Genomic DNA, 22,527 nt, shown 5'->3' on the forward strand with positions numbered 1-22,527 from the left:
CCTAAATTGATGCAGCGATACCAAATAAAGCTCCTACACAAATAGCGAAACCATAAGGTACACCGCGCGTATAAGGTTCTCTCTTGTACCAAGAAAAAAGAATGAGTATTGCAGCTTGTAAACCACCAATAAAAACAATGACCATAATGGTCAAGAGTAAATAACTTGGGGAAATTGCAATTGAGAAAGCAAACAATAGTTTTGCATCTCCACCACCCATCATATTGAATCGATTGAGCATGAACCCACAGATTAAAACCAGACTTGAATTAATGATGTTCAAATAGTCGTAATTATTAATAAAAATCAGCAAGCACAAGACAAATATGCACACGCAATTAAAATTAGATATGTACCTGCTTTTAAAATCTGAAATACAGATAAGAACAGATAATGTGGCTAAAAATAGCCACAAGTAAAAATCCATTAACTCTTAATTACTTGGAGTAGGAGTTGGACCATTAGCCGCAGTAGATATGTTGCTAGAAATAGTACTCATAGCTTCAGTTAATGCTGCACGCAAGCTGCCATTGAAAACAGCTAATACGATAGATGAGATTGCTACACCAATAATTGCGTATTCGATAGCGGTAACACCACGTTGATCTTTTTTGAACTCGTGAAGTGCAATAGCTGATTTTACATATAATTTAGTGATCATGATTTTCGGCCTTAATAGTGAATGAAATTGATACAGAGAATCTAAAATTGATCTCTTCGATTAAGTTCATTCTATTTAATCAAATAACGAAAAAAATACACACTAAGGAAAACCAAGGGAGTTTAAACTGTTAACAAGCAACGCAGCTTACACTCCCTTAAAGACTGGCAGTTACCGGTTACTTACACTTTAGAAGGTATCCACGATTAACAACGCTAGGAGAAATAATGAAACGGGTTTATTTAATACTAAAATCAATGTTCATCGCATTACTACTGTCTCAGAATACGATTGCTTATGCAGAAGCGATTGAAGGTAAGCATTACGATAAAATCAAAAATGATTTCTATGAAGAAAGCCTTGGCGTTGAAAAGTTTTTTTCTTTAACTTGTCGACCTTGTTGGAAGCTAAGTATGATGCTGCCTAATATCAGTAAGCAGAGCCAGCAGCATATATATAAAACACATGTCGTATTTGATGATGTAACACGATCCGCAGCAACACTGTATTACTCTGCGACAGTTCAAGATAAAAATCTTCCAGAGAATTTTATCCGCGAACTCTTTTTAATTGTTCAAGCATCAGCACCAATTAAAGGTAGCTCGGTAGCGAACCTGTTTACTCGTTACCAACTTAACCCTATCAGTCAACTAACAGAAGAACAGCAAGCGCAAGTTAATACACAGCTTGCTCGTTCAGAAAAATTGACTGCACAAGCCACAATCATGCAAATTCCAAGCATCATTGTAAATGGTACATACCAAGTCAATATGCGCCCACATAAGTCTATTGCTGAGCTATCAGAAACAATTAAATATCTTACCGATTTGAAGCATTCATGAGTTAAAAATAGAGTATTACGCGAAGATATCTCCCCCCTAATTTATAACAAAAAAAGGGGGGTATATTATTCAGAGAGGTAACCGTTTAGTGGTTCATTACCAGTGTAACCTGTCCACCACTGCTATTATTGTGAAGAAAAACCTTCCCGTTCAACAGCTTCGTTAATTCAAATATTAAAACCAAGCCAATGCCAAATCCATCTTTACTTAAAATATTAGCAATATCCCCGTTATTAACGGCTGATATTGTTTTTTCTGTAAAGCCCTTACCATCGTCCTTAATTTTCACAACATCCACGTTAGGATAGGATGTAAGTGAAATTAGAATCGTTTCATTTGCATAACGTTCGGCATTAGATAAGATATTTAAAAATAGAATTTTAAGCAGCTTGGCATCACTTTGGATTGTTTTAGAACAGTTAACTAACTCGAAGTTTTTATGTCCTCCCAGCGTTGAAATTGTTGATTCCAAAACATCAACCAAATTGATTTCTTCTTGGCACAACACCACTTCTTTATTCAACAGTTTAAAAAGGTGGAGACTGCTTTCACACAGCGTATTTAAGCTACAGACTTGCGTACCCAAACGCTCTAAAAGAAATTCATTGTTACCTTTATTCGACACCAGTATATCGCTGGTTAGCTGAATAGCGGCTAAGGGGGTTCTTATATCGTGTGGCAGTGTTGCATAAAGCATTTTTTGTTTAATAATCAGTTCATCAATCGCACTCGCCATCTTGTGTTGATTTCGTATCAAACTCCGAATCGACTCAGGCCCAGTTGCTTCCACTCGGGTCTTAAACTTCCCCTCAGAATAGCTCTCGGATAAGAAGTGAAGAGACATGATCCCATTACTCCACGCTCGAAGCGATATCAACAAAATCATCAAGGTGCATAAAATTTGAATCGCATCATCTATTAATTCAATGGTTTTTAGTTCCTTTACCACTGGCGCATTCGCGTAGGCTTCACTATCAAACGTCGCTCGAATAAACTTAACATCATCATGACTGCTTGTAATCGAATGCAAGTTGTCCAGAGGTAAATCTGTAGCGTAATTAGAGTTTATATTACATTGAAACTGCCAGACAGCCGCATCGGTATGAGTATGGTTGTCATGGTTTTCCAAACCCTCTATCACCATTTCGACACGATTAAGGTTTAGCTGGTCTTCAAGCGCTTCCTTTTGAGGGTTTATGAAAATATCAGAAATAATTGAACTGACAATATAGCCCAATATCACGGAGGTAAAGACTTGGGTAATGAATGTTTTCATCGTTTTATCATAGGGTAAGAAAGAAAGAAACCTTTTGAACGTCGATTTTTTATCAACTCAATACCCGGTAGTTGTATAGCAAATTTCTTTCTCAACGAAGAGATACGCATATATATAGAACGGTCTTCTTCGTGATAACTAAAACCATGAATTTTTTCGAATAATACAGCGACAGATATAGGCTGTTCCGCATCTGACAATATTTCTAATAATTCATATTCCGAGGGAATGAGTTTAATCTGAATTTGATTGTAAAACACACTCGAATGCTGGGCACTTAGATAAAACTGATCACGGCTTAAATTTTCTTCTTGTTGTTCGTCAACTTGCTTTTCAACCAAGTATAGGTCTAGTTGACGCTTAATTCTTTCACTTAACACTTTCGTTCTGATCGGCTTAGTGACGTAATCATTTGCCCCTAAAAGTAGAGAGTTTGTCTCTGTTAACTCTGTATCGTTGGCGGTCATCATTACTATTGGCGCTTCAAATTTCAGATCTTTTAACGCTTTGAGTACGCTTAATCCTGAAGTATGTGGAAGCTGTATATCTAGGAGTACAAGTTTGGGTTTTTTTTCAATTATGAATTCTACAGCACCATCACCAGTATCAAGGCAGTCGATATCATAACCTTCTATTTCAGAAAGAAAATAACACAACATTTCTCGTAACTGAAGATCATCCTCAATGATTACAATGTCTAGCATATAATACCTATATTCTTTGATTCAGCGAAAATGGCAGAACCTTTATAGCCATAACTCAAGTGGTTAAAATGAAATAAACATAATCTATGTAGAATCAATTAAACGACATTAAATCAACAATTAACCTTCTTCAGATTATCTCTCTAATAAAGCAAACAACGCAATGTTTAAATTGCATTTATATGATATTTAATAAGCACATAATGATAACAGTGTAATTATAAAACAATTAATACCACAATTTAAGTAGACCATAGAGGAAGTATTCACATTACATTAATATAAGCATAAATATAACAAGAAGAGAGCTTAATTAAAGAGCTGCGACAATCGCATATACCGTTAAAAATAAAATATTATGATTCTCCCGGCTAGATATACAGATTGAATTGCCATCCCTGCAAAACAAACATAAGCTTGCATTTATTTTAATCAGACTTAGAATACCCATAATATCAATCAATTAAGAGGCTTAAATGCTAAAAGGATTTACACTAATAGCGGTCACGCTACTTTCATTCAGCGCATTCGCAACACCAACATCAACAGAACTCTTCTCAACCCTAAATCAACGATTGAGCTACATGGAAGATGTTGCCTTATATAAAGCAAATAACAATAAACCTATTGAAGACATTGAACGCGAGAAAGTGGTCATCGATAAAGCGAGTAAATCAGCAGAAAAAGTAGGCTTAGATAAACAAAGTGTGGTTGGTTTTTTCCAAACTCAAATCTCGGCGGCAAAAGCCATTCAATATAGATACCGCGCTGATTTATTAAGTCAAACCACCAGCAACACACCTAGAGATCTAAAAACAGTCATTAGACCAGCACTGATCAAACTGGGGAAAGAAATCAATACAAAACTGGCTTTATATTTAAATGAAGGTGGTAAGTTTACAGCACAAGACTGGGATACATTTAAAGTCACGCTAGATTCTCGTTATTTGACTGATGCAGACAAACAAGCGCTATTTAAGGCTTTATCACAAATACGACTTAAGTAAATCATAATCAGGGCACTACTTAGTGCCCTGATTATCAGAACAGCGGTAATTTGGTCGAGTTCTTAATTTCTTTTACCGCAATTAGAACTCTATTAATTCAATATCTACGCGTCTGTTTCTCTCTCGCCCTTCTGGAGTATCATTGCTAAACTCGGGCTTCCTTTCGCCTTTTGAATCTAAGCCAATCCCCTGAGGATTAACATTATTATCTATCAAGTACCTCTTCACACTTTCAGAACGCTTTATACCGAGCTCGTAATTATAATGTTCCCTCCCGACAGAATCGGTATGACCGGTCAATTGTAAATGGCTATTTGAGTCTTTCAGACTCCGAGCCAGTTCCTGTACAATATGCCGACTTTCACCAGTTAGCTTATCATCATCAAAAGAAAAGTTAATTCGAGCAAAAATTACACCACTACCATCGTTGATATTAAGGCTACTGTTTTTATACAGATATTCAGCACACTCTTCTTTTAAGCCCGAATCACGAAAATCATCTTTCATTAATTTCAGCACATAGTCCGTCTCACTGTTGGCTGTGACTAACATCATTTGACCTTGTTTTTCATAGACACTTCTTACCTCGCCAATATTTACATCTAATTGATACTCTAGCTGTTCATGGGAACAGTAAGCAACAAATTCGCTTTGTTTTAATGCCTTTGCATAGGCACTTGTTGAAGCGGATAATATTAACAACGACAACACTATTTTAGATTTCATATATCCCCATTCATTTTATTTTTACTTCAAATGCCCAACTTCTTCCGACATTAACATTAAGACCTTATCTAATATTTCTTTTTCATCTTCGGCTTCATAAACATTATCAGCACCAACACACCTTAATAAGCCTTTGTTATCTTCCACTTTATTATCATATCCATACCCAATCACAGCCAGCTTAGCCGAATAGTTTTCACCTTTCTCATTTTGACCTTCAGAAAGCCCTTTTTTAATTATTTGGCAATATCCCTTATCATTTAAGCTCTTATGGATATCTTTCCGACCATCTAGTCCGTCTGAAAGCACAATGAGTAGTCGTCTTGCATTATTCCCTTTCTTTAATATCTGAGCACCACGAATAATCCCTTCCCAAGAAGATGTCCCATAACCAGGCTCGAATGTATTGAATGTCTTAATTAGACTCTCGTAATGATGCGTTAATGGAATGTCATAACAAAGAGGATCATCTGCTTTTCTGGGTCTCCAAACATAGCCTTTCTGCCAAATCTGACTTATCGTAGCATCCGCATTATTCGTAAAATTGATAACTAGTTTTTCCGGCCCATCAGCAGTCGCAATATGATACGGAACAATACCGACTGTATTATACTCTCCAGTCATCTTTTCAAATTTTTCTATTTCCGTTACAAATCGCCCGACAACACTTTTAAGCGCCTCAATCTTACTTTTACCGCCTTTCCAATAATCATTCATTGATCCTGAAAAATCTGCCACAAACACCACATCAAGGGCTCTATTTATAGACTTTCTCGCTTTCGCGCCATGCCCGACTGTCACTGAATCACCAAAGCCAACACTCGAACTATTCCCCGAAAACCAAGTTTTACTCTGCACTTTAGCCTCAACACGGTACTCATAGAAATGATGACCGCCATGTTGCAACTCTTCTCGGCATTCAGGTATTTCCTCACATGTTAATTTACGAATTTTAAGCGCATCTTCTACTGTCAACTGCTGGTGATCAAAATAATTTGAAATAATATTGTTCACGAGATTTCGATTTACTTCTGAACCACTGCCTTCCATAACCTCAGCGCCAGCGACAGGACGATAAGAATCGATATTATCCACATTTGCCGCGGCTATTGTTAGGATAGCCATTTCGGCGGCATCCCCTAATCTCGCTTTATTCTGTAACGCCCGTACACCATCTGTCGCCAATATAAAAAGTCCAAACAGCGCTGGGACTATGATGGTAAATAGCAGTGCGGCATGCCCTTGTTGACGTTTACCTGATTTCATGGTTATCTTCCTATCATTACAGAGCTAGATGATACGGTATTAAACTCTTTGCCAATTAACGAACCAAACCAGTTTTCGGTTTTATAAATCAGGGTAACGCGATATATGGTTGCTCTGCGCCCCCAACTGGTGATCACGACCAAATCCCCGAGATCCTGTATTGGCACCCTATTATTAACACCTTGCTCACCTTCTGAAAATGAAAGTACGCTAGAGTTATCATTCCTATCAAATTGCAACGCTTCTATGGACATGCCCCATCGCTGACCATCAAAATTAGCCGACGTTCTATGCATACTTTGTTGCGCAATTTTATTTAATGCCGACGCTTCGTCCTCTGTCACTGCAAAATTTTCACTGTTAAATTGAGTACGCTCTTTAAGCATGTTCACCACAGAATAACTTAATCGATCAAGTTTTCCTTTCAGTGATAACTTCATAATCACATCTGCACTAAAAACAATAAGCAGCGAAAAAACAACACCAATAATTGCAAATTCGACGGTGAAATTACCCTTTTGTTTATACTTGAAATTCACTTCGTTCATTTTCCTGTATCGCGATTAATTCTCGCACTAATACTTGATCATCACTAAAAAAATAGTTAAAAATCGGCTTATACTTATATTCAACTCTGTATATTGCAATGGCACTATTATAGGCCGTGCCACATTCTTTAAATTCACTCTCATCTGGCTGACAAACAGACGTGACATTCATCAGTGCCTGAATATCCGCAAGGTAATGAACAGACATTTTAAAGTTATTTATATCTAGAAATTTCGACCATAATGTACTGTTACTTTTTATATTTTTCTTAAACGCATCGACGTACCTAACGTTCTCTTTCTTTACCGCACGTGCAGATTCAGCCAATGCCAAATCGGTTAATCCCGCAATATAAGACACGTAACTCATTTCAACCCAAACACAAACCAATAGCCAAAATGGAAACAACCCAAGCGCAAACTCTATGCTCGCAACACCACGCTGCGGCCTTGAACTTTTATACATAACACCCACTATATCGGTTTCAGTTCAGCTAGTGCGGTGATAATCTCATCGATTTCACGCGGTGAATAACTGGCAGTTAACATACTTCTAACCGTCTTCATATCATCCATCCTAGAAAAAGAAATAAGCAAGTTAGTTCTTATTTTAATATCACTTTGGTCCTTACTATAAAGGGGCATGAGACGCGTGATAGAAGCCTGTGGATTTCCCTCAAGTAAATCTAAAACGGCTAAGTTATTTTGAATAATGATATCGTCATGAAAATGTACTCTTGCACGATTAAAATAGATCCGCGATTGTTCATATTGATGCATTTCTGCATAAATAAGCCCCATTAAATTTTCAACTTCTGGGTTTACTGCATTTTTCGATATTATTTCTTCGCAGGTGAGCAGTGCATTATCAAAGTCTTCACTTTTATATAATGCTTTCGCCTTTATCTCTAATATATCAATCGCCACATCGCTTTTTTGCAACAAAGGCGCGAGTGTAAACAAGCTTGATTCATAATCATCAACCGATAAGTAAGCATTTGCTAACTTGATTCTCGTGGTGTCGTTTTCTTTCGTCTTTAGCGCGGCCTTATATAGCACTATCATTTTGTCATTGTTTTGAGTTTGTTCATAAAAGTCGAGTGAATTTGAAATCGAATGATTGCTATTGGCAGCACAACCCGACACAAGCAATACCAATATAAGAAGTGGATATTTATACATTTTGCATTAGCCTCATAATACCGGGGGCCGCGATTAAAATAACAATCGGGATCATGATAAATAGAATCAATGGGATTGACATTTTTGCCGCCAACTTACCTATTTTCTCTTCTATTCCTAACATTTGCAGTTCACGTATATCTTTCGCCAGCGTCGTTAAAATACTGTAAATCGATGTACCATATCTAAGACTCTGTTTAAGCGTGACAACAAAGCTGCGCATTTCATTACTGGGCACTAACTCATGCAGCTCATCCAATGCTTTGTCCATCCCGACAATGTTCGCTCGTTCATTTGTTTTATTTAAGAAATGACCAATGTCACGATCAAATGCCGCCATCTCTTTAGATAAATAATTCATAGCGGACTCAATCGTCATACCGGTTTGTACGCAAACAGCCATGAGATCCAATAAATAGGGTAATTTATTGGCGACGTTATTGCGGAGCTGTTTCGTGCGTGCATCCAGATATAAATCAGGAATGACGACACATATTAGTACCCATATAGCAATGAATACCAAATGCTGGCTTACCTCTATCGACTCGCTCGGTAATAAAAAGTAATACACGCACAAACCAATAATCAGCGAGGTATACTTGATCTTAAGATAATGATCAGCCCACACGAAATGATAAAAACCAGCAGCCTCAAATGTATTACCCGTCTTTTTTTTACCAAAATTTAACGCTTTTTCAATCTGAATCTCAGCCTTAACGATAGAACTAAAATCCACTTTATTTAACTTCGACATGGCAAGCTTCGACAGGTTAACCCTGCGCTTCCATAACACCACCACATTAAAAATAAGTAAGCCTGCAGCACTCGCAATACACAGCAATAATAAGAACAACTCATTTTGGCTATTGAGCATTACTTCACTCCTTTCATTAATGACCAAATAATGCTCATACCGATAAACTCGCTTAACAATACATAATAAAGAATCGGTTTACCGGCATCATTAAACATCACAAACTCAAAGTTTTCAGGGCTTAAATATTGCAGTATAAACAAGAATATAAATGGAATTGAACCCACGATTTTAGCGGATGCTCTAGCCTCCGATGTCATAGCATATTTCTTTTTTTCCATTGCATTCGAATCAAAGATCAAACGATTAAGTCGACTTATAATCTCTTTAAGCTGACCACCCCGCTGCATATTTGCGCGTAATGTAATAACAAAAAATAGGAACGTTGGATATGGATAACGCATACAGGATTTTTGAAATACTTTATCGGGCGTTTCACCCAGCTGAAGCCGCTCGCCCATCAATTTAAACTCTCGCCCGACATCATTATCGAGCGACTGGCCAACAAATATAATCGCGTACATAATACTTTCCCCTGCACTGACGGCACTGGCAAGCATATTAAGCGCATCGGGAAACGCAGACTCAAAGTTATTCTTAGCCCTATTTGCAAGCCACAAATAGCCTAATACAGCAGAAAAAATAAATATGGGTGGAGACACAAAAAACCAATACGTCCGAAAAAATGTAATATTCACCATGTGTGATAACACCATAATGCAGCTCATAAAGAGAGCAAGTTTAACGTTCGCCCCTTGCCCAAGATACCTGTGTAGGTTGATCCATATCCTGATTAATTTTTGATTCCAAGTCAGCGCGGTCAGCGAATTAAAATTCAACGCTTGTTGATTTTCGTCCATCGACCTCACCAGCACTGAACGATTAAAACTCTCTAAGTAGTTGTTTTTCTTTCTGCGAATCGGTTTCAATGCGAATAGGATTAAACCGCCTCCCAAAAAAAGACATAAACTTGCGATCATGCAGGTTCTCTCCTAAATTCTGGTTTTTCTATCCGGAATGCGGCTGATAATTTGTCTTCCAAACCAAAAAAACGTGCCTTTTCCATCAATACAGATCGTTGCATCAAGCCTGCCGTAATAAAGTTTCCGTTGATCTTTCCGCTCGGATTATGAGACGCTTGAGGTTGAAAACGAAATATCTCCTCAAGTACAACGTTGCGGCCTTCTAAACCAACGACTTCCGTAATACTCATGACTTTTCGACTGCCATCATGCAAACGACTGATTTGAATAACCAAATCGACGGCACTGACAATGGTTCGTCTGATCGCTTCAAGGGGTAAGTTATTGGTCGCCATCATAACCATGGCTTCAACACGCGCAAGCGCATCTCTTGGCGTATTCGCATGCAGAGTTGACATAGAGCCATCATGCCCCGTGTTCATTGCTTGCAACATTTCAAACGCTTCAGCACCTCGACACTCACCAACAATGATCCGATCGGGTCTCATACGCAGTGAATTAATCACTAGATCGCGCTGTGAGATAGCTCCATTACCCTCGATACCAGCGGTTCTCGTTTCAAGTCGTACAACATGCGGCTGCTGAAGCTTAAGTTCGGCGGCATCTTCAATAGTCACGATCCGCTCATTTTCAGAAATAAACTGAGAAAGCGCGTTCAACATGGTGGTTTTACCTGAGCCTGTCCCGCCAGAAATCAAAATATTCAAACGACAGTGAGCCGCGATCATCAATAACTGCGCCATCTCTGGTGACATAGCACCAAATTCGGCAAGCTTTTCTAAGCCAATATTACTTTTTTTAAATTTACGTATCGATATGGATGTGCCATCAATCGCCACAGGGGGAATAACAATATTCACACGACTGCCATCGGCTAAACGCGCGTCACACGTTGGCTGTGACTCATCAACACGCCTGCCCACTCGGTTAGCAATACGCTTGGCGATTTGGATCAATTGTTCCTCGTCTATAAAGGATGCAGCCGAACGTTCGACCAGTCCATTACGCTCGATAAATACATGGCTGGCCCCATTAATCATAATGTCACTGATGCTATCGTCGTCCATGAGTGATTGCAGAGGCCCTAAACCGTGAATTTCATCGATTAAATTTTCGGTGAATTCAGCTCTTACCACTGTTGTAAGGGGAAATTCATAACGCTCTGCCAGTAAATCAATGGCATCCGCCAGCTGTTTAGATAACTGTTCTTTGGTCAGAGTATTGACAGCCTCCGCGTCAAGCGCATCGAAAATTTGCCGCCTCAAATTCGCATAAACAGACATTTCCATTATATGATGCCCTTAAGTAAGCGCTTAATTGAAAAGCCTTTATAGGGTATGAACTGCTGACCAAGGATCAACCCAGTCAATTTATGCAGATCTCTCGATAATGCCGTATTGAGTTGATAAAGGTGCTTACCTTCTATGATGTCTTTACACGCATTTTTATCAAACGCGCAGACCACATCAATCTTTTCGCCTAAAAAATTCTCGATTTCAGATCGTGTAATACTGGCTGACGTTTCAGGCCGCGTATGGTTCATCACCAAAATACACCGCAGCGGAGCGCCTATCTCATTCAGTACCGACATAACACGGCCCGCTTCTCTGACACTAGACACGGTTGGATCAATAATAAGCACGAAAATATCACACTGCAGAGAGACGTAAAGTAGATCGCTTTTGGTGTTACCAGAGCGCGATAGATCTTCTAAGACAAAGTTGTTCTGTTTCGCCAATTCGGTTACAAAAACACGAATATATTCTTTTAATTCGCGCTTATTGAGTTCAGAAGATTCGATGGATAGAACCGACAACATATCGGTCACTTTCTTGGTCATGCTCATGGCATAAGTGAAATCCATATCTGTGCCCATGCTACCTTTCTGCACAGTCCGTTTTTCAAAGTCAGGGATCCCCAAAAAAACATCGAGCTCGCCCCCCGTAAAGTTGTGGTCGACGATCACACACGAACTTTTCTCTACACTACTTAACATAAGCCCGACTTCACTCGTTAACAGCGTTGTCCCTAAACCACCTTTAGAGCCCCAAAATGCGACTTTTTTAGCGATCCGATTCTTTCCAAGTCCAGCTTGTTTTTTTCGATTTTCATAAACATGCTTGACAAAATCGACGAGTTCAACTTTCGTGATCGGCCAAAATAGATAATAAAACCCCATCGCCTTTAAATTTCGAATTGTCGATATCGCGTCTTCACTGCCAATCACAATAACTGAAGCATGATTTGGTAGCAGAGACGCGATTCTTTCCATATCCAGCGCTACATTCTGGCTTCGATTAAGCTCAACAAGCACAACTTCGATTGACGAGTCTCTGACGTAGCGACGGATATTTTCATCGATATTCTCAAGACTCGCTGGTGTCGAGAACCCCTCAAAACGAAAGGCTTCTTCTATTAACACTCTACATTCAGATGTTTGGTTAAATAACACGGCTGAAAAGATGTCCTCACGTTTTACTACTTCAGCATTTTTTGATTTAAGCCGTTCTACAATATCAAGCATTACAAAGCCTTTGATGGACGAATATCCATGTTTGAGTGATCCAATACCGTTTCAGGACGGGCCATTGACTTCCAACGAAGTCCATCTACATAACAACCTGCATCCTGCGTAAAAAAATCACCCGATTGAGCAGGCCGACAAAGTGGCACAGTCACTTGATGTCGAGTTACCCGGATCACATAATCAAAACGCTGCTGAAGCGGTTCCTTAACACGCGTAATGTGGATCATTGCGGCATCAATACCTTGTTGATGCAATTGAACACTCACTTTTTGAGCAAACTTGTACGCGGTATTATTCGCCACGTACATTTCCACCTGCCCAAATAACATGTTTTCTTTTTGATCTATTAGAAAAGTATCAAGTCTATTTTTAACCTCTATTCTTTTGCTTTTATGCAAGTTAAAAGACAATGCATAATGTGTGGGGACGACATCAAGGCTAATACCATGATTGACATCAGCACGATCAGCGCAAGCGGTTAAAAACAATATACTGGTTATAATCAATGCATTGATATGTTTCACAGCTTAAACCCTCCATCTGATAGCAAGGTGGCCGTCCATTTAACACTCTTTGCAGAAAACGCCTGTTCAACCGCAAAAAAACGCCTTAGGGTTGTTGTTCTCTGCATACTAGGGAGTTGAATTTGATCTGCGCTAATCGGTTTGACAAGGTTTACGGTCGCTATAATAATAAGCTCCGTTTTATTCCGCTTTGTCTCTGTCTTTCTAAATAGCGCACCCAAAAGTGGAATTTCAGCAATCAAAGGGACTTTTTTTAATACTTCTTTATCTTCACTGCTGAGTAAACCACCTAATAGGAAACTCTGGCCATCGCCTAACTCAACCGTCGTGCTTGCTCTACGGGTTTTAAGTGCCGGCAAATTATACGTACTGTCTGCATACTGGGTATCTAAATTACTGACTTCAGGTGCCAAAGAAAGCCTGATTTTACTGTCTTGTAATACCTTGGCAGAGACTGTAAGTTTAATGCCATATTCTTTGTATGATATATTCGTACTCCCATCTACCGTGTACATCATCGGCAATTCCCCCCCGACCAGAAATTCTGCCGACTCACCCGAGATCACCGACAAATTAGGCTCGGCCAAGATTTGCCCCAATGAATCATTTCCCGTCGCCGAGATCCAAGAAAGAAGATCTGAAGAAGCACCACTCGTCAGGTTTTTCATAAATTGTCCAGTTCCATTTAAAATGGATCCATACTCGATGCCGATATCTTCAAGAAAAGAATGTGAAACTTCCGCTATCGATAATTTGACATTTACTTGTTTGGTTATTGCTAATTCAAGTTCATTCACTAGACCTGGGTAGATATTCTGGTTTGTATCATTCACTGACATGTTTTCACCATCATTTCCATTGATTGATTTTGATATAATATTCAACAGCTTATCTAAAACCCCCTGAGATGATACAACGCCTCTGACCAATACCCTGTTGCCCACATTCGTTAATGTCACCTCTTGCGTAGGGAATAAATGACGTATTTGGTTTCTAACACTGGCAAGGTTACGCTCAACCACGACTTTGTAGTTAGCGATGGTTTCGCCATCTTCATCAAAAATGATGAGGTGTGTTTGACTACGTTGTTTGGCATAAATGATGACTTTGTGCTTGTCGATGACTTGGTAATCCGCCACATTGGGATCACTAATGAATAGGGTGCCAATTTCACTCTGCGTGGTGACTGTATGTGCATCACCATTATCAAGATAAATCCATTTCGCCGCATAAGCACAATGAGAAAAAAGGAATAAACACAATGTGATGAATAGGCTTAATAACGCCTGTATATTTAATTTTATATTTTTCATTATTTAACCACCACACGGTCCGCCCGCATCTCTGTAATGGATTTGAAGTCTGCTAATACATCACCCGCATCCGCTTTTAAATCACCTGCGGTATAATCGCCAACTGATTTGTGCACTTCTATTTCAGAGATTCGCTTCGCAACCGTTAACTTAGCGACTTGTTTTCTGGTTAATTCCAATACAATGTCAACACTGCTTGGCACTGTATCAATCCTGCCTTTCTCGACAGTCACTTGCTCTATAACATTAAGGACTTTAATGTTTAAAAGCACCGGATTAACCCCAAACCTTCGCGCCGATTTTACGCCTGTGCTACCTTCCATACGGGACTGCGGTAATGTTAGCGCGACAATATCCACATGCATGCCATTATTCATGGCGCCACCAACGATTGCTCCTACTGGTACACTCAAGAAATAAGGCACCCTATCTGGGGCTAGTACGAGTTCGATATAACGCGGGTCTTGTGGTAAAACGATCATGTCAGAGAATAACAAGGTACGCTTCGGGTATTTCTGACCATAAACCCCCCCCGATGAGAAATTGATTGTCATTTCGGCATCAATCCCATTCTGATTCGCTTCTGATTCAGATAAGTATCTAATTTCAAGGTCACTACGCGTGACTGTGTCACCGCGATCTACGTCTTTTTTTAACCACCAGCTCTTGATCTTGTCGGCCTGTTCTACTTGTTCTCGAGTAACCGCAGCCTTGTTTTCGGCATTGCTTAAGGAGCCAGCAATACCATACAAGCCCATGATAATAAGGCCAATTGCAAGACTTAAAATAATTTTAGACTTCACAGAAAGTTCCTAGATTGATGCTGCAATACCCAGTAGAGCACCGACACAAATAGCGAAACCATAAGGTACTCCGCGTGTGTAAGCTTCTTTTCTGTACCACGACAAAAGAAACAGTATTACGGCTTGTAAACCACCAATAAAGAGAATGACCATCACGGTTAACAGTAAATAATTCGGTGCAATTGCAATAGAGAAAGCAAACAATAATTTGACATCTCCCCCTCCAATCATGTTGAACCGGTTGAGCGTAAACCCGATGATTAAAACCAATGTTGAATTAATGATATTAAGATGATCGTAATGCTGAATGAAAATAAGAAAGCACAATACAAATATGCACATACAATGAAGATTCGTTATCTGCCGCCGTTTAAAATCGGAAAGACAGATAAAAATGGAAAATGTGGCTATCAACAGCCACAAATTAGATCCCATCAATTAGCCTGTTGTAACAGTTTTAGCTGAGGAGATATTTTCTGCAATTGACGCCATTGCATCCGTTAATGCCGCATTTAAACTCGTATTAAATACAGCTAATACGATAGTTGAAATAGCCACACCAATAATTGCGTATTCGATTGCGGTCACACCGCGTTGATCGTTTTTAAACTCGTTAAATGCTACAGCTGATTTTACATATAATTTAGTGATCATTTTTCTTTACCTTCCATGAATAAAGTTGAGATCGAGATGCTAAATTCATCTCGTCTATAACAAATAATTCACCATCGAGGTTAACCAAGATGATGAATTAAGTTCATGTATTTAACCAAGCAGCAGATAAAATAGACACTAAGGGAACTTAAGCTAACTTACACTAGCTTAAACTTACTTACACTTGAGGTATTTACGCTACTTTACAAAGACTTACATATAATACCAGCAATTTACACTTGAGGTGGGTGGTGATGATATAAACACCAAAAAAGTGTGATTCTAGCTAACCAAACGTCTGCGGCCTATACAAAAAATTGACAATACTCCTACACAGCGTTATTTAAGCTGAGTAAATAAAACGTAAATTTACGTTCGTATAAGTCGATTCCAGAGCGATAAGAACAGTAAAATGTTTAGGGTTAAGCTGTGCACTAAAAGTACGTGAGAGATTACCGTATAAATAGGAAGGAAATAGAGGAACCCCTTAATCAGCGTTTAAGCTATATGGAAGATGTAGCCTTATACAAGGTAAATAATAACAAACCCATAGAAGATATTACGCGCGAAGAAATTATCATAGGCAAAGCAATTCAGTCCGCCAATAAAGTCGGCTTGGATAAACAAACATTATTTACGGCTCTAACTCTGATAAAAGCCTCCGCAGAGGAGGCTAAATGAATTGATAATCTACAATCGAATTTTAATTTTCTTACCAATTGGTTTTTGTAAAGTTCGCATAACGTTTTTAATCTTTAACTAAAGGATAATATTTTCATAGCTTTATCAATGATTGAGAAAGAAAGAAGCCTTTCGAACGACGATTTTTTATGAGTTCAATACCAGGTAATTGTACGGCGAGCTTCTTTCTCAACGACGATATACGCATGTATATTGAACGATCTTCTTCATAATAGCTAAAACCATGAATTTTTTCGAATAACGAAGAAACTAAAATAGGCTGCATCGCATCAGACAAGATGTCTAACAATTCATATTCAGAAGGGATTAACCTTACCTTCACTTCATTATAAAACAAGCTAGAGTACTGATAACTAAGATAAAACCGATCACTTTCCAAATCTTTAATCTGTTGACACTCAACTAAATACTGGTCTAGTTTACGCTTAATTCTTTCACTTGAAGCCCTGACTTGGTACGGTTTAGCTATGTAATTAATTTTTTTTATTCCGTGATTGGCAAGAGAGCAATGAGACGGTGGTCCACTGTAATTCATATTATTTACAGCATAGTCATAAAATGATAATTCTCTATAATTCATATCCTTTACAGGCTCTATGAATAACTCAGCTTCCTTTTCATACGAAAAATCTTCAACAAATAACAAATTATCAAACGATTTTCCTAAAATTGCTTGTTCTCTATCTGAACTTTTACAAACTAACCAGGCTTCACGGCCAAATTTCCTTAATTTATCGGCAATGGCCGTAAAATTAGAGTAACTTGTCATAAAACAATATCGGTCAATTTTAGGGTTATCAAGATATAAAGTTTCAAAAGAATCTAGGCTTAGAAGAAGCTCAGCTCGGCTATTTACGACATTAGTATTCTGTATATCCACAATATTGAAATTATGTTCAACAAGTTGTTTTTTTAGTCTTTTGTTTGCACCCTCTTGATCCCCATATGCCGATTTAATAACAGCAATGCAGTTATATTCATCTTCAACAGTCAGTAATGAACTCATGACATTTTCTAGAACAAAATCAACTGATGCCATATTTTCCATATCAACATACACAGCAATATTATAGTTCTTCTTGATCATAAATTTCCTTGACAGTTACCCCTGAATTTATAGGATATAGTGAGTTGAAATTTAACATAAAGATCACCGCTATTTATCCCGATTAAAGTAAGACTTATAAATTTTATTCATAATGAGATCAGCAAACTATGTGCTAATAATTTGGGGTTATTCTTCTATGGTGTAAGAGTCGTTTTACTAAATGATGATCTTAACAGTCTGAAGATACCTATTTAAGGGATTCCTAATTATCTAAGGGTCTATACAATAGGGAGATTCGACCGGCTCATCATAATCAACCACAACAAATTAAATGAAAAAGTAAGATAAAAACCAATCTAATATTTAAATCTATTTTTAGAATAGCTTGTATTTTTACTATTTATTTTTGTTAAACCCTTATAATTGTTGAACAACCTTATGATCACGCTGATTCTATGTGTTTTTTTTAGTCAACACAAGCAAGCCACCCCTTTGTAGGTACCAGGAAGTTGATTTAAATCAATATAATGATAAAAACACGATCGCATTGTAGCTTCAAGTGAAAAAGGTGGCTGAAGTACGGTAGAACGGCTAAATATCTACTTAGCACACTACCTATCCTGGCAATCAACCATCACGATAAGCCTGCACTAATTCATCCAAAAAACCACCCAATAATTGATTCATGCGTGCTGTCGAATGTTTAAGGATCGAACTCGGATCTTGAATATACTTACCTCTTGAGTCAGTATTAAATGCTAACTGATCATGTTCAATCAAAGGAGGCAACTGCTCACTTATAAACTCAAGGTGACACTGAAAACCATAGACTAACCTTGAATATCGCACGATTTGTCGTGGACATCCTTTACTTACCGCCAATACCACACTGTCACTTGTCAATCCCGGCATATCATTATGCCAATGACCCACAACCTCAGCTAAATCAAACTCTGCTAATTTTGAATCGATGTGCCCATGCTCTGTCATCTCAATAGGAAAGTAACCAATCTCTTGCTCAGGGCTTGTTTGGTACGCAGCACCTAAAGCTTCACCAATTAACTGCGCCCCCAAACAAACTCCAATAACGGCTTTGTTATTCGCGATTGCCTGTTTAATGAATGCTTGCTCGCCAAGGCTATCAAAGTGCGGACACTCCTCTTTGCGGGTGCGTGGGTTCTGCGGCCCGCCCAATATAACAAGAAGATCAAATGCTTCATCTTCATAAACTAATGCTTCATTTAAGTAAACGCGAGTGAAGCTAACTTGATAGTTATTTAGATGTGCCCACTCAGTGAAATACCCCGGCCCTTCGTAAGACTCATGCTCAATAAAATGAATTCTCATATTTCCTCTATAATGATTCAGGCTATTGGCTTTATGTTACACTCACCCCATGATGACTGAATAAGGCCATTGAGACACATAACCATGCCAATCCGCCAAGCACTATCTGCGAACACATTAATAGAGCAAAATCAGCATGCCCTCGCGCTGGTCAAAACAATCGAAATGCATAAGGGCTTTGTAGACAAGCTACATCATCACACCTGGCATCAGCTGATATTCCCAATCCAAGGGCTAATACAAACGGAAGCGGATGAATATCAGTTCCTTGTACCCCATACCACTGCGATCTTTATTCCAGCAGGTGTCTGCCATGAATCAATTGCCATAACCAATACCACGTTTATTGGTCTGTATATCAATCCCCAATATGGGCGATGTCATGATATAAATAATGAGCAGCGACTTAAGCAGGTTTCAATGACTCCTTTTCTCAAAGAATTGATATTAATGATTAAACAGCAATGCCAAGCAGAGATAGTGACATCACATGGCAAAACGTTACGTTTAATTGAGGTATTGTATGACCAAATCCATACGAGTGAGTCTTTCAAATTTAAATTATTAATTCCAAAAGACCGAAGAATAAAGATGATCTTTGAGCAGCTGACTGAAAAACCAGATCTCGATTTAACATTGTCAAAATGGGGGGAGATAGTTGGGGCATCTGAACGAACGCTTTCTCGCATATTTGCTAAAGAGTTCAATACCTCCTTTGCTTTGTGGCGACAACATTTACGCCTAATACACTCACTGCCTTTGCTAGAGTCAGGACTTTCAATACAAAACGTGGCGCATCAGGTGGGCTATCACAATGACTCCTCTTATATAAAAGCATTTAAAGAACGCTTTAGCCTAACACCACAGCAGTTTCGCTTAAGGGATCATCGAATTTATGAGGCGTTATAAACAGCACTACCAGTAACTGTAAGATCACGCCCCAATCTACTTTAACAAACTGTTATCTCACTTGGAATTTATTCAACCAACTGGCTAAATCATCCGTTAGTTTCACTAATGTTTCCGCGCTTTGCTCACCACTAGAAACAGTACTTGATAGTTTACAGCTACTTTCTTCAATCATATTCACCTGCATCGCAATATCTTCGCCCACCACTCTTTGCTCTGCTGCTGCGGTCGCGATTTCATGGCTCATTGATGAAATGATTTCTAGCGCTGTCACAATTTTAGCCAAGGCCTCGGATGCATGCTGTGACTCCGTCACTGTGCTAGCGCTGGTTTCAGCACAAATATCCATGGTTGAAATTGCATTACGAGAACCTGTTTGCAGGTTCGTCACCATTTGTTGAATTTGTTTAGTGCAGTCTTGTGTTCGCCCAGCTAGGTTTCTCACTTCATCGGCAACCACTGCAAAGCCACGGCCTTGTTCACCCGCACGCGCAGCTTCAATTGCAGCATTTAGCGCAAGTAAATTAGTTTGTCCGGCAATATCACCTATCACATCTAAGATTTTAGTGATGTTATGTACATCATCATCTAATGCCGACACCGCAGAACTGGCTGTATTAAGCTGCTCTGCAAGCCCTTGGATATTATTTACTGTGCTATTAATTAAGTTATGCGTATCGACACTTTGTTTATCAGCGTCGAGGGTATTCTGCGCCGTTGCTTGTGCAGAATCTGCAACACCATTGGCTGACGACGCCATTTCTGTCATAGCTGTCGCAATCATCGCAGTAGACTGCTGCTGCGTGTCCGTCAATTGGCTAATCAACTTAGAGCGAGAATCAACACCGTCTAGTTCTGTACTTAACGCGTTCAGTGCTTTACTCAGGTGTTGAACCAGTTCGCCCAGTGACATACTCATGGTTTGCACCGCACCGTAAATGCTGTCTTTTGGTACATAGTCGTTAAATGATGTGGTAATTTTACCATCCGCAACCGACTGGATCGCAAACAGCACATCCTGAGGCTCACCACCTATGATCGCTATCATGCGTTTTATCGCCATAATTAACAGCGCTAAAATAAAACTCGCAACAATAAAGCATAAAGTGAACTGCCATTTAGCACTAGACCAAAAACGTGCATTCACTTCATTTTCGCCAATACCGGTACCAACAACCCAACCCCAGCGTACTGTTTTTTTCGCGATTGAATTTTTTTCCTCAATCGAACCATCAGCCAATCGCTGCGTCCAAGTATATTCCGCTATTTTAGACGTTTGACGATTCACCGAATTTATTAATATCTGACCGACACTCTGACCCTTACTGTCTTTAAAATCATGAAAGCTAGTGCCATGCAATTGTGGGTCAAGTGGCGCAGCCAAGAAAATAAGGTTTTCATCTGCGACGTACACGTATTCATTGTCTTTATAAATATTATTTCTCAGTACCTGAATCGCGATCTGTTTGGCTTGGGCTTCTTCTATTTCGCCACTCGCGACCATTTTTTCCATATCGTTAATGAAATTATACGTTGTTTGAAATATTTCAGTCACACGGGATTTATTATCTGCCGAGCTTGATGCTTTTAACGTCCAAAGCCCCACTACAGTAATGGCGACCAGTGCTAACAGTATGATACCAGCAAGTAAATAAGATTGTTTCTTCAGATTCATAGTACGTACTTCTATCAACAAATGGGAGGACATAATGCTTATCGGCTAAATTAATAAAACTTTACGATGTGTCCTAATTAAACCACATAACAGGTTAAAATTTCGAACTTAGATCAATTTTCGACGCGTTAAACTAACCACTATTAAGTATTGTGTCAGTAATATTAAGATTGAGGTCTCATTCGTTATACCCGCAAGCTAAAAACACAATAAAAACAACCTTTCACGCTAAATGCACCTTAAAACAGCTATAACTAAAATAGTTAATCTAGCTTGGTGAATAGGGCTATTTTACTAATTATTATCGTTAGAATACCGATTAAGCATAGTATGAAATATAAATTCATTTCACCACCACGGCCGATAGGAGTTTAATACCATGATGAATTTTGCCCTCATTCACCGAATGTCTAAAGTAGTTCTTAGTATGTCTATTAGTCTTTTATGCCTACTTGTCGGTATCGCTAATATACTTAATTTCAATGCTAACTATCAATTTGTACAGCATGCTTTGACGATAAATTCGATGTTTGACGCCAATGCCATTGAATATCGCACTGTGACTAATCCAACCTTTCACCTCATCAGCTATGTCGTTATTATTATTGCTGAGTTATTGGCCGGTACCTTTGGTTTAATCGGTGGCATCGTAATGGCTAAAAATATCAATAAAGCAGGCTTTTCGCAGGGGCAAATTTTCTTCTTATTCGGCGGCACAGTCGCGACTGCACTCTGGTACCTCGGCTTTGCAGTTAACGGTGGTGAATGGTTTTCGATGTGGGCAAATCAATGGAATGGTCAAATAAAAGCGTATACTTTTGCAACATTTATCCTTGTCTCGATGATTTATGTGTTAATTCCAACACCAGAAGAAAAAGAATGTGCTTAGGGTAAGCGGTATAGCGAATATTACCCAATGAATTTATGCAGAAAAGGCCACGAACAGACTAAACCGACAGATACGCTACAGTAATAAATAGATTTACTGTAGACTGTTTAGGTCTTTCTTATACGAG

General features: G+C 38.8%; 26 protein-coding genes. 5 read left to right on the forward strand and 21 right to left on the reverse strand.

Annotated features, from left to right (window positions below; translation table 11 throughout):
- Position 1 precedes the first annotated feature (1 nt).
- Both HWV01_RS17565 and HWV01_RS17570 read right to left on the reverse strand, forming a co-directional pair.
- Positions 2–427, reverse strand: a complete 426-nt coding sequence (locus tag HWV01_RS17565; RefSeq protein WP_249185366.1) for a prepilin peptidase — start codon at positions 425–427, stop codon at positions 2–4.
- A gap of 6 nt (positions 428–433) precedes the next feature.
- On the reverse strand, positions 434–661 hold the full coding sequence (locus HWV01_RS17570; RefSeq protein ID WP_211672767.1) for a Flp family type IVb pilin: 228 nt from the start codon (positions 659–661) through the stop codon (positions 434–436).
- A 227-nt stretch (positions 662–888) separates the two neighbouring features.
- On the opposite strand from HWV01_RS17570, the gene HWV01_RS17575 reads away from it, so the two are divergent.
- Positions 889–1,503 carry a hypothetical protein gene (locus HWV01_RS17575; protein ID WP_249185367.1) on the forward strand — a complete coding sequence of 205 codons (615 nt, stop codon included), beginning with the start codon at positions 889–891 and terminating at the stop codon, positions 1,501–1,503.
- A gap of 85 nt (positions 1,504–1,588) precedes the next feature.
- Here HWV01_RS17575 and HWV01_RS17580 read toward each other — a convergent pair whose 3' ends face one another.
- Together HWV01_RS17580 and HWV01_RS17585 are read right to left on the reverse strand one after the other, a co-directional pair.
- Positions 1,589–2,779: a sensor histidine kinase KdpD gene (locus HWV01_RS17580; RefSeq protein WP_211672768.1), complete on the reverse strand. Its 1,191-nt coding sequence runs from the start codon at positions 2,777–2,779 to the stop codon at positions 1,589–1,591.
- Positions 2,776–3,483, reverse strand: a complete 708-nt coding sequence (locus tag HWV01_RS17585; RefSeq protein ID WP_211672769.1) for a response regulator transcription factor — start codon at positions 3,481–3,483, stop codon at positions 2,776–2,778. Before HWV01_RS17585 ends, HWV01_RS17580 begins: the two co-directional genes overlap by 4 nt.
- Before the next feature lie 476 nt (positions 3,484–3,959).
- On the opposite strand from HWV01_RS17585, the gene HWV01_RS17590 reads away from it, so the two are divergent.
- Complete coding sequence (locus HWV01_RS17590) at positions 3,960–4,490, forward strand: chorismate mutase (RefSeq protein ID WP_211672770.1); 531 nt, start codon at positions 3,960–3,962, stop codon at positions 4,488–4,490.
- A gap of 81 nt (positions 4,491–4,571) precedes the next feature.
- On the opposite strand, the gene HWV01_RS17595 is transcribed toward HWV01_RS17590, so the two are convergent.
- The 14 genes from HWV01_RS17595 to HWV01_RS17660 are packed head-to-tail and all read right to left on the reverse strand — an operon-like array spanning position 4,572 to position 15,830.
- Positions 4,572–5,216: an OmpA family protein gene (locus tag HWV01_RS17595; protein WP_211672771.1), complete on the reverse strand. Its 645-nt coding sequence runs from the start codon at positions 5,214–5,216 to the stop codon at positions 4,572–4,574.
- Positions 5,217–5,237: 21 nt separating this feature from the next.
- A complete protein-coding gene (locus HWV01_RS17600) occupies positions 5,238–6,482 on the reverse strand; it encodes a VWA domain-containing protein (RefSeq protein WP_211672772.1) in 1,245 nt (414 codons plus the stop codon).
- Between the two features lie 2 nt (positions 6,483–6,484).
- Entirely contained in the window at positions 6,485–7,021 is a 537-nt protein-coding gene (gene tadF / locus HWV01_RS17605; RefSeq protein ID WP_211672773.1) for a tight adherence pilus pseudopilin TadF, read from the reverse strand.
- A complete protein-coding gene (locus HWV01_RS17610; RefSeq protein WP_211672774.1) occupies positions 7,005–7,496 on the reverse strand; it encodes a TadE/TadG family type IV pilus assembly protein in 492 nt (163 codons plus the stop codon). The genes tadF and HWV01_RS17610 overlap by 17 nt, the downstream gene beginning before the upstream one ends.
- Before the next feature lie 8 nt (positions 7,497–7,504).
- Entirely contained in the window at positions 7,505–8,212 is a 708-nt protein-coding gene (locus tag HWV01_RS17615) for a lipopolysaccharide assembly protein LapB (protein ID WP_211672775.1), read from the reverse strand.
- Entirely contained in the window at positions 8,205–9,086 is an 882-nt protein-coding gene (locus HWV01_RS17620) for a type II secretion system F family protein (RefSeq protein WP_211672776.1), read from the reverse strand. The genes HWV01_RS17615 and HWV01_RS17620 overlap by 8 nt, the downstream gene beginning before the upstream one ends.
- Complete coding sequence (locus tag HWV01_RS17625; RefSeq protein WP_211672777.1) at positions 9,086–10,006, reverse strand: type II secretion system F family protein; 921 nt, start codon at positions 10,004–10,006, stop codon at positions 9,086–9,088. Before HWV01_RS17625 ends, HWV01_RS17620 begins: the two co-directional genes overlap by 1 nt.
- Positions 10,003–11,298 carry a CpaF family protein gene (locus HWV01_RS17630; RefSeq protein ID WP_211672778.1) on the reverse strand — a complete coding sequence of 432 codons (1,296 nt, stop codon included), beginning with the start codon at positions 11,296–11,298 and terminating at the stop codon, positions 10,003–10,005. The genes HWV01_RS17625 and HWV01_RS17630 overlap by 4 nt, the downstream gene beginning before the upstream one ends.
- Positions 11,298–12,533, reverse strand: a complete 1,236-nt coding sequence (locus HWV01_RS17635; RefSeq protein ID WP_211672779.1) for a chromosome partitioning protein ParA — start codon at positions 12,531–12,533, stop codon at positions 11,298–11,300. The genes HWV01_RS17630 and HWV01_RS17635 overlap by 1 nt, the downstream gene beginning before the upstream one ends.
- Positions 12,533–13,060, reverse strand: a complete 528-nt coding sequence (locus HWV01_RS17640) for a hypothetical protein (protein WP_249185368.1) — start codon at positions 13,058–13,060, stop codon at positions 12,533–12,535. The genes HWV01_RS17635 and HWV01_RS17640 overlap by 1 nt, the downstream gene beginning before the upstream one ends.
- A complete protein-coding gene (locus HWV01_RS17645; protein ID WP_211672780.1) occupies positions 13,057–14,373 on the reverse strand; it encodes a type II and III secretion system protein family protein in 1,317 nt (438 codons plus the stop codon). The genes HWV01_RS17640 and HWV01_RS17645 overlap by 4 nt, the downstream gene beginning before the upstream one ends.
- Positions 14,373–15,176 carry a Flp pilus assembly protein CpaB gene (gene cpaB / locus HWV01_RS17650; protein WP_211672781.1) on the reverse strand — a complete coding sequence of 268 codons (804 nt, stop codon included), beginning with the start codon at positions 15,174–15,176 and terminating at the stop codon, positions 14,373–14,375. Before cpaB ends, HWV01_RS17645 begins: the two co-directional genes overlap by 1 nt.
- A 9-nt stretch (positions 15,177–15,185) precedes the next feature.
- On the reverse strand, positions 15,186–15,611 hold the full coding sequence (locus tag HWV01_RS17655) for a prepilin peptidase (protein WP_211672782.1): 426 nt from the start codon (positions 15,609–15,611) through the stop codon (positions 15,186–15,188).
- A gap of 3 nt (positions 15,612–15,614) precedes the next feature.
- Entirely contained in the window at positions 15,615–15,830 is a 216-nt protein-coding gene (locus HWV01_RS17660) for a Flp family type IVb pilin (protein WP_211672783.1), read from the reverse strand.
- Between the two features lie 507 nt (positions 15,831–16,337).
- On the opposite strand from HWV01_RS17660, the gene HWV01_RS17665 reads away from it, so the two are divergent.
- Complete coding sequence (locus HWV01_RS17665; RefSeq protein ID WP_211672784.1) at positions 16,338–16,511, forward strand: hypothetical protein; 174 nt, start codon at positions 16,338–16,340, stop codon at positions 16,509–16,511.
- Between the two features lie 94 nt (positions 16,512–16,605).
- Here HWV01_RS17665 and HWV01_RS17670 read toward each other — a convergent pair whose 3' ends face one another.
- Together HWV01_RS17670 and HWV01_RS17675 are read right to left on the reverse strand one after the other, a co-directional pair.
- The gene (locus tag HWV01_RS17670) at positions 16,606–17,619 is read right to left on the reverse strand and encodes an NYN domain-containing protein (RefSeq protein WP_249185369.1); all 1,014 of its coding nucleotides are present in this window, start codon (positions 17,617–17,619) and stop codon (positions 16,606–16,608) included.
- A 588-nt stretch (positions 17,620–18,207) separates the two neighbouring features.
- On the reverse strand, positions 18,208–18,927 hold the full coding sequence (locus tag HWV01_RS17675) for a glutamine amidotransferase (RefSeq protein WP_211672785.1): 720 nt from the start codon (positions 18,925–18,927) through the stop codon (positions 18,208–18,210).
- Between the two features lie 84 nt (positions 18,928–19,011).
- Here HWV01_RS17675 and HWV01_RS17680 point away from each other — a divergent pair, with 84 nt between their 5' ends.
- Entirely contained in the window at positions 19,012–19,836 is an 825-nt protein-coding gene (locus HWV01_RS17680; protein ID WP_211672786.1) for a helix-turn-helix domain-containing protein, read from the forward strand.
- Positions 19,837–19,888: 52 nt separating this feature from the next.
- On the opposite strand, the gene HWV01_RS17685 is transcribed toward HWV01_RS17680, so the two are convergent.
- A complete protein-coding gene (locus HWV01_RS17685; RefSeq protein WP_211672787.1) occupies positions 19,889–21,511 on the reverse strand; it encodes a methyl-accepting chemotaxis protein in 1,623 nt (540 codons plus the stop codon).
- A 379-nt stretch (positions 21,512–21,890) separates the two neighbouring features.
- Here HWV01_RS17685 and HWV01_RS17690 point away from each other — a divergent pair, with 379 nt between their 5' ends.
- Positions 21,891–22,400 (forward strand): DUF2165 family protein, encoded by a 510-nt coding sequence (locus HWV01_RS17690; protein ID WP_211672788.1) that lies wholly within the window; start codon positions 21,891–21,893, stop codon positions 22,398–22,400.
- Positions 22,401–22,527: the final 127 nt, after the last annotated feature.

It is taken from the genome of Moritella sp. 5 (genome assembly GCF_018219455.1).
Taxonomy (GTDB): Bacteria; Pseudomonadota; Gammaproteobacteria; order Enterobacterales; family Moritellaceae; genus Moritella.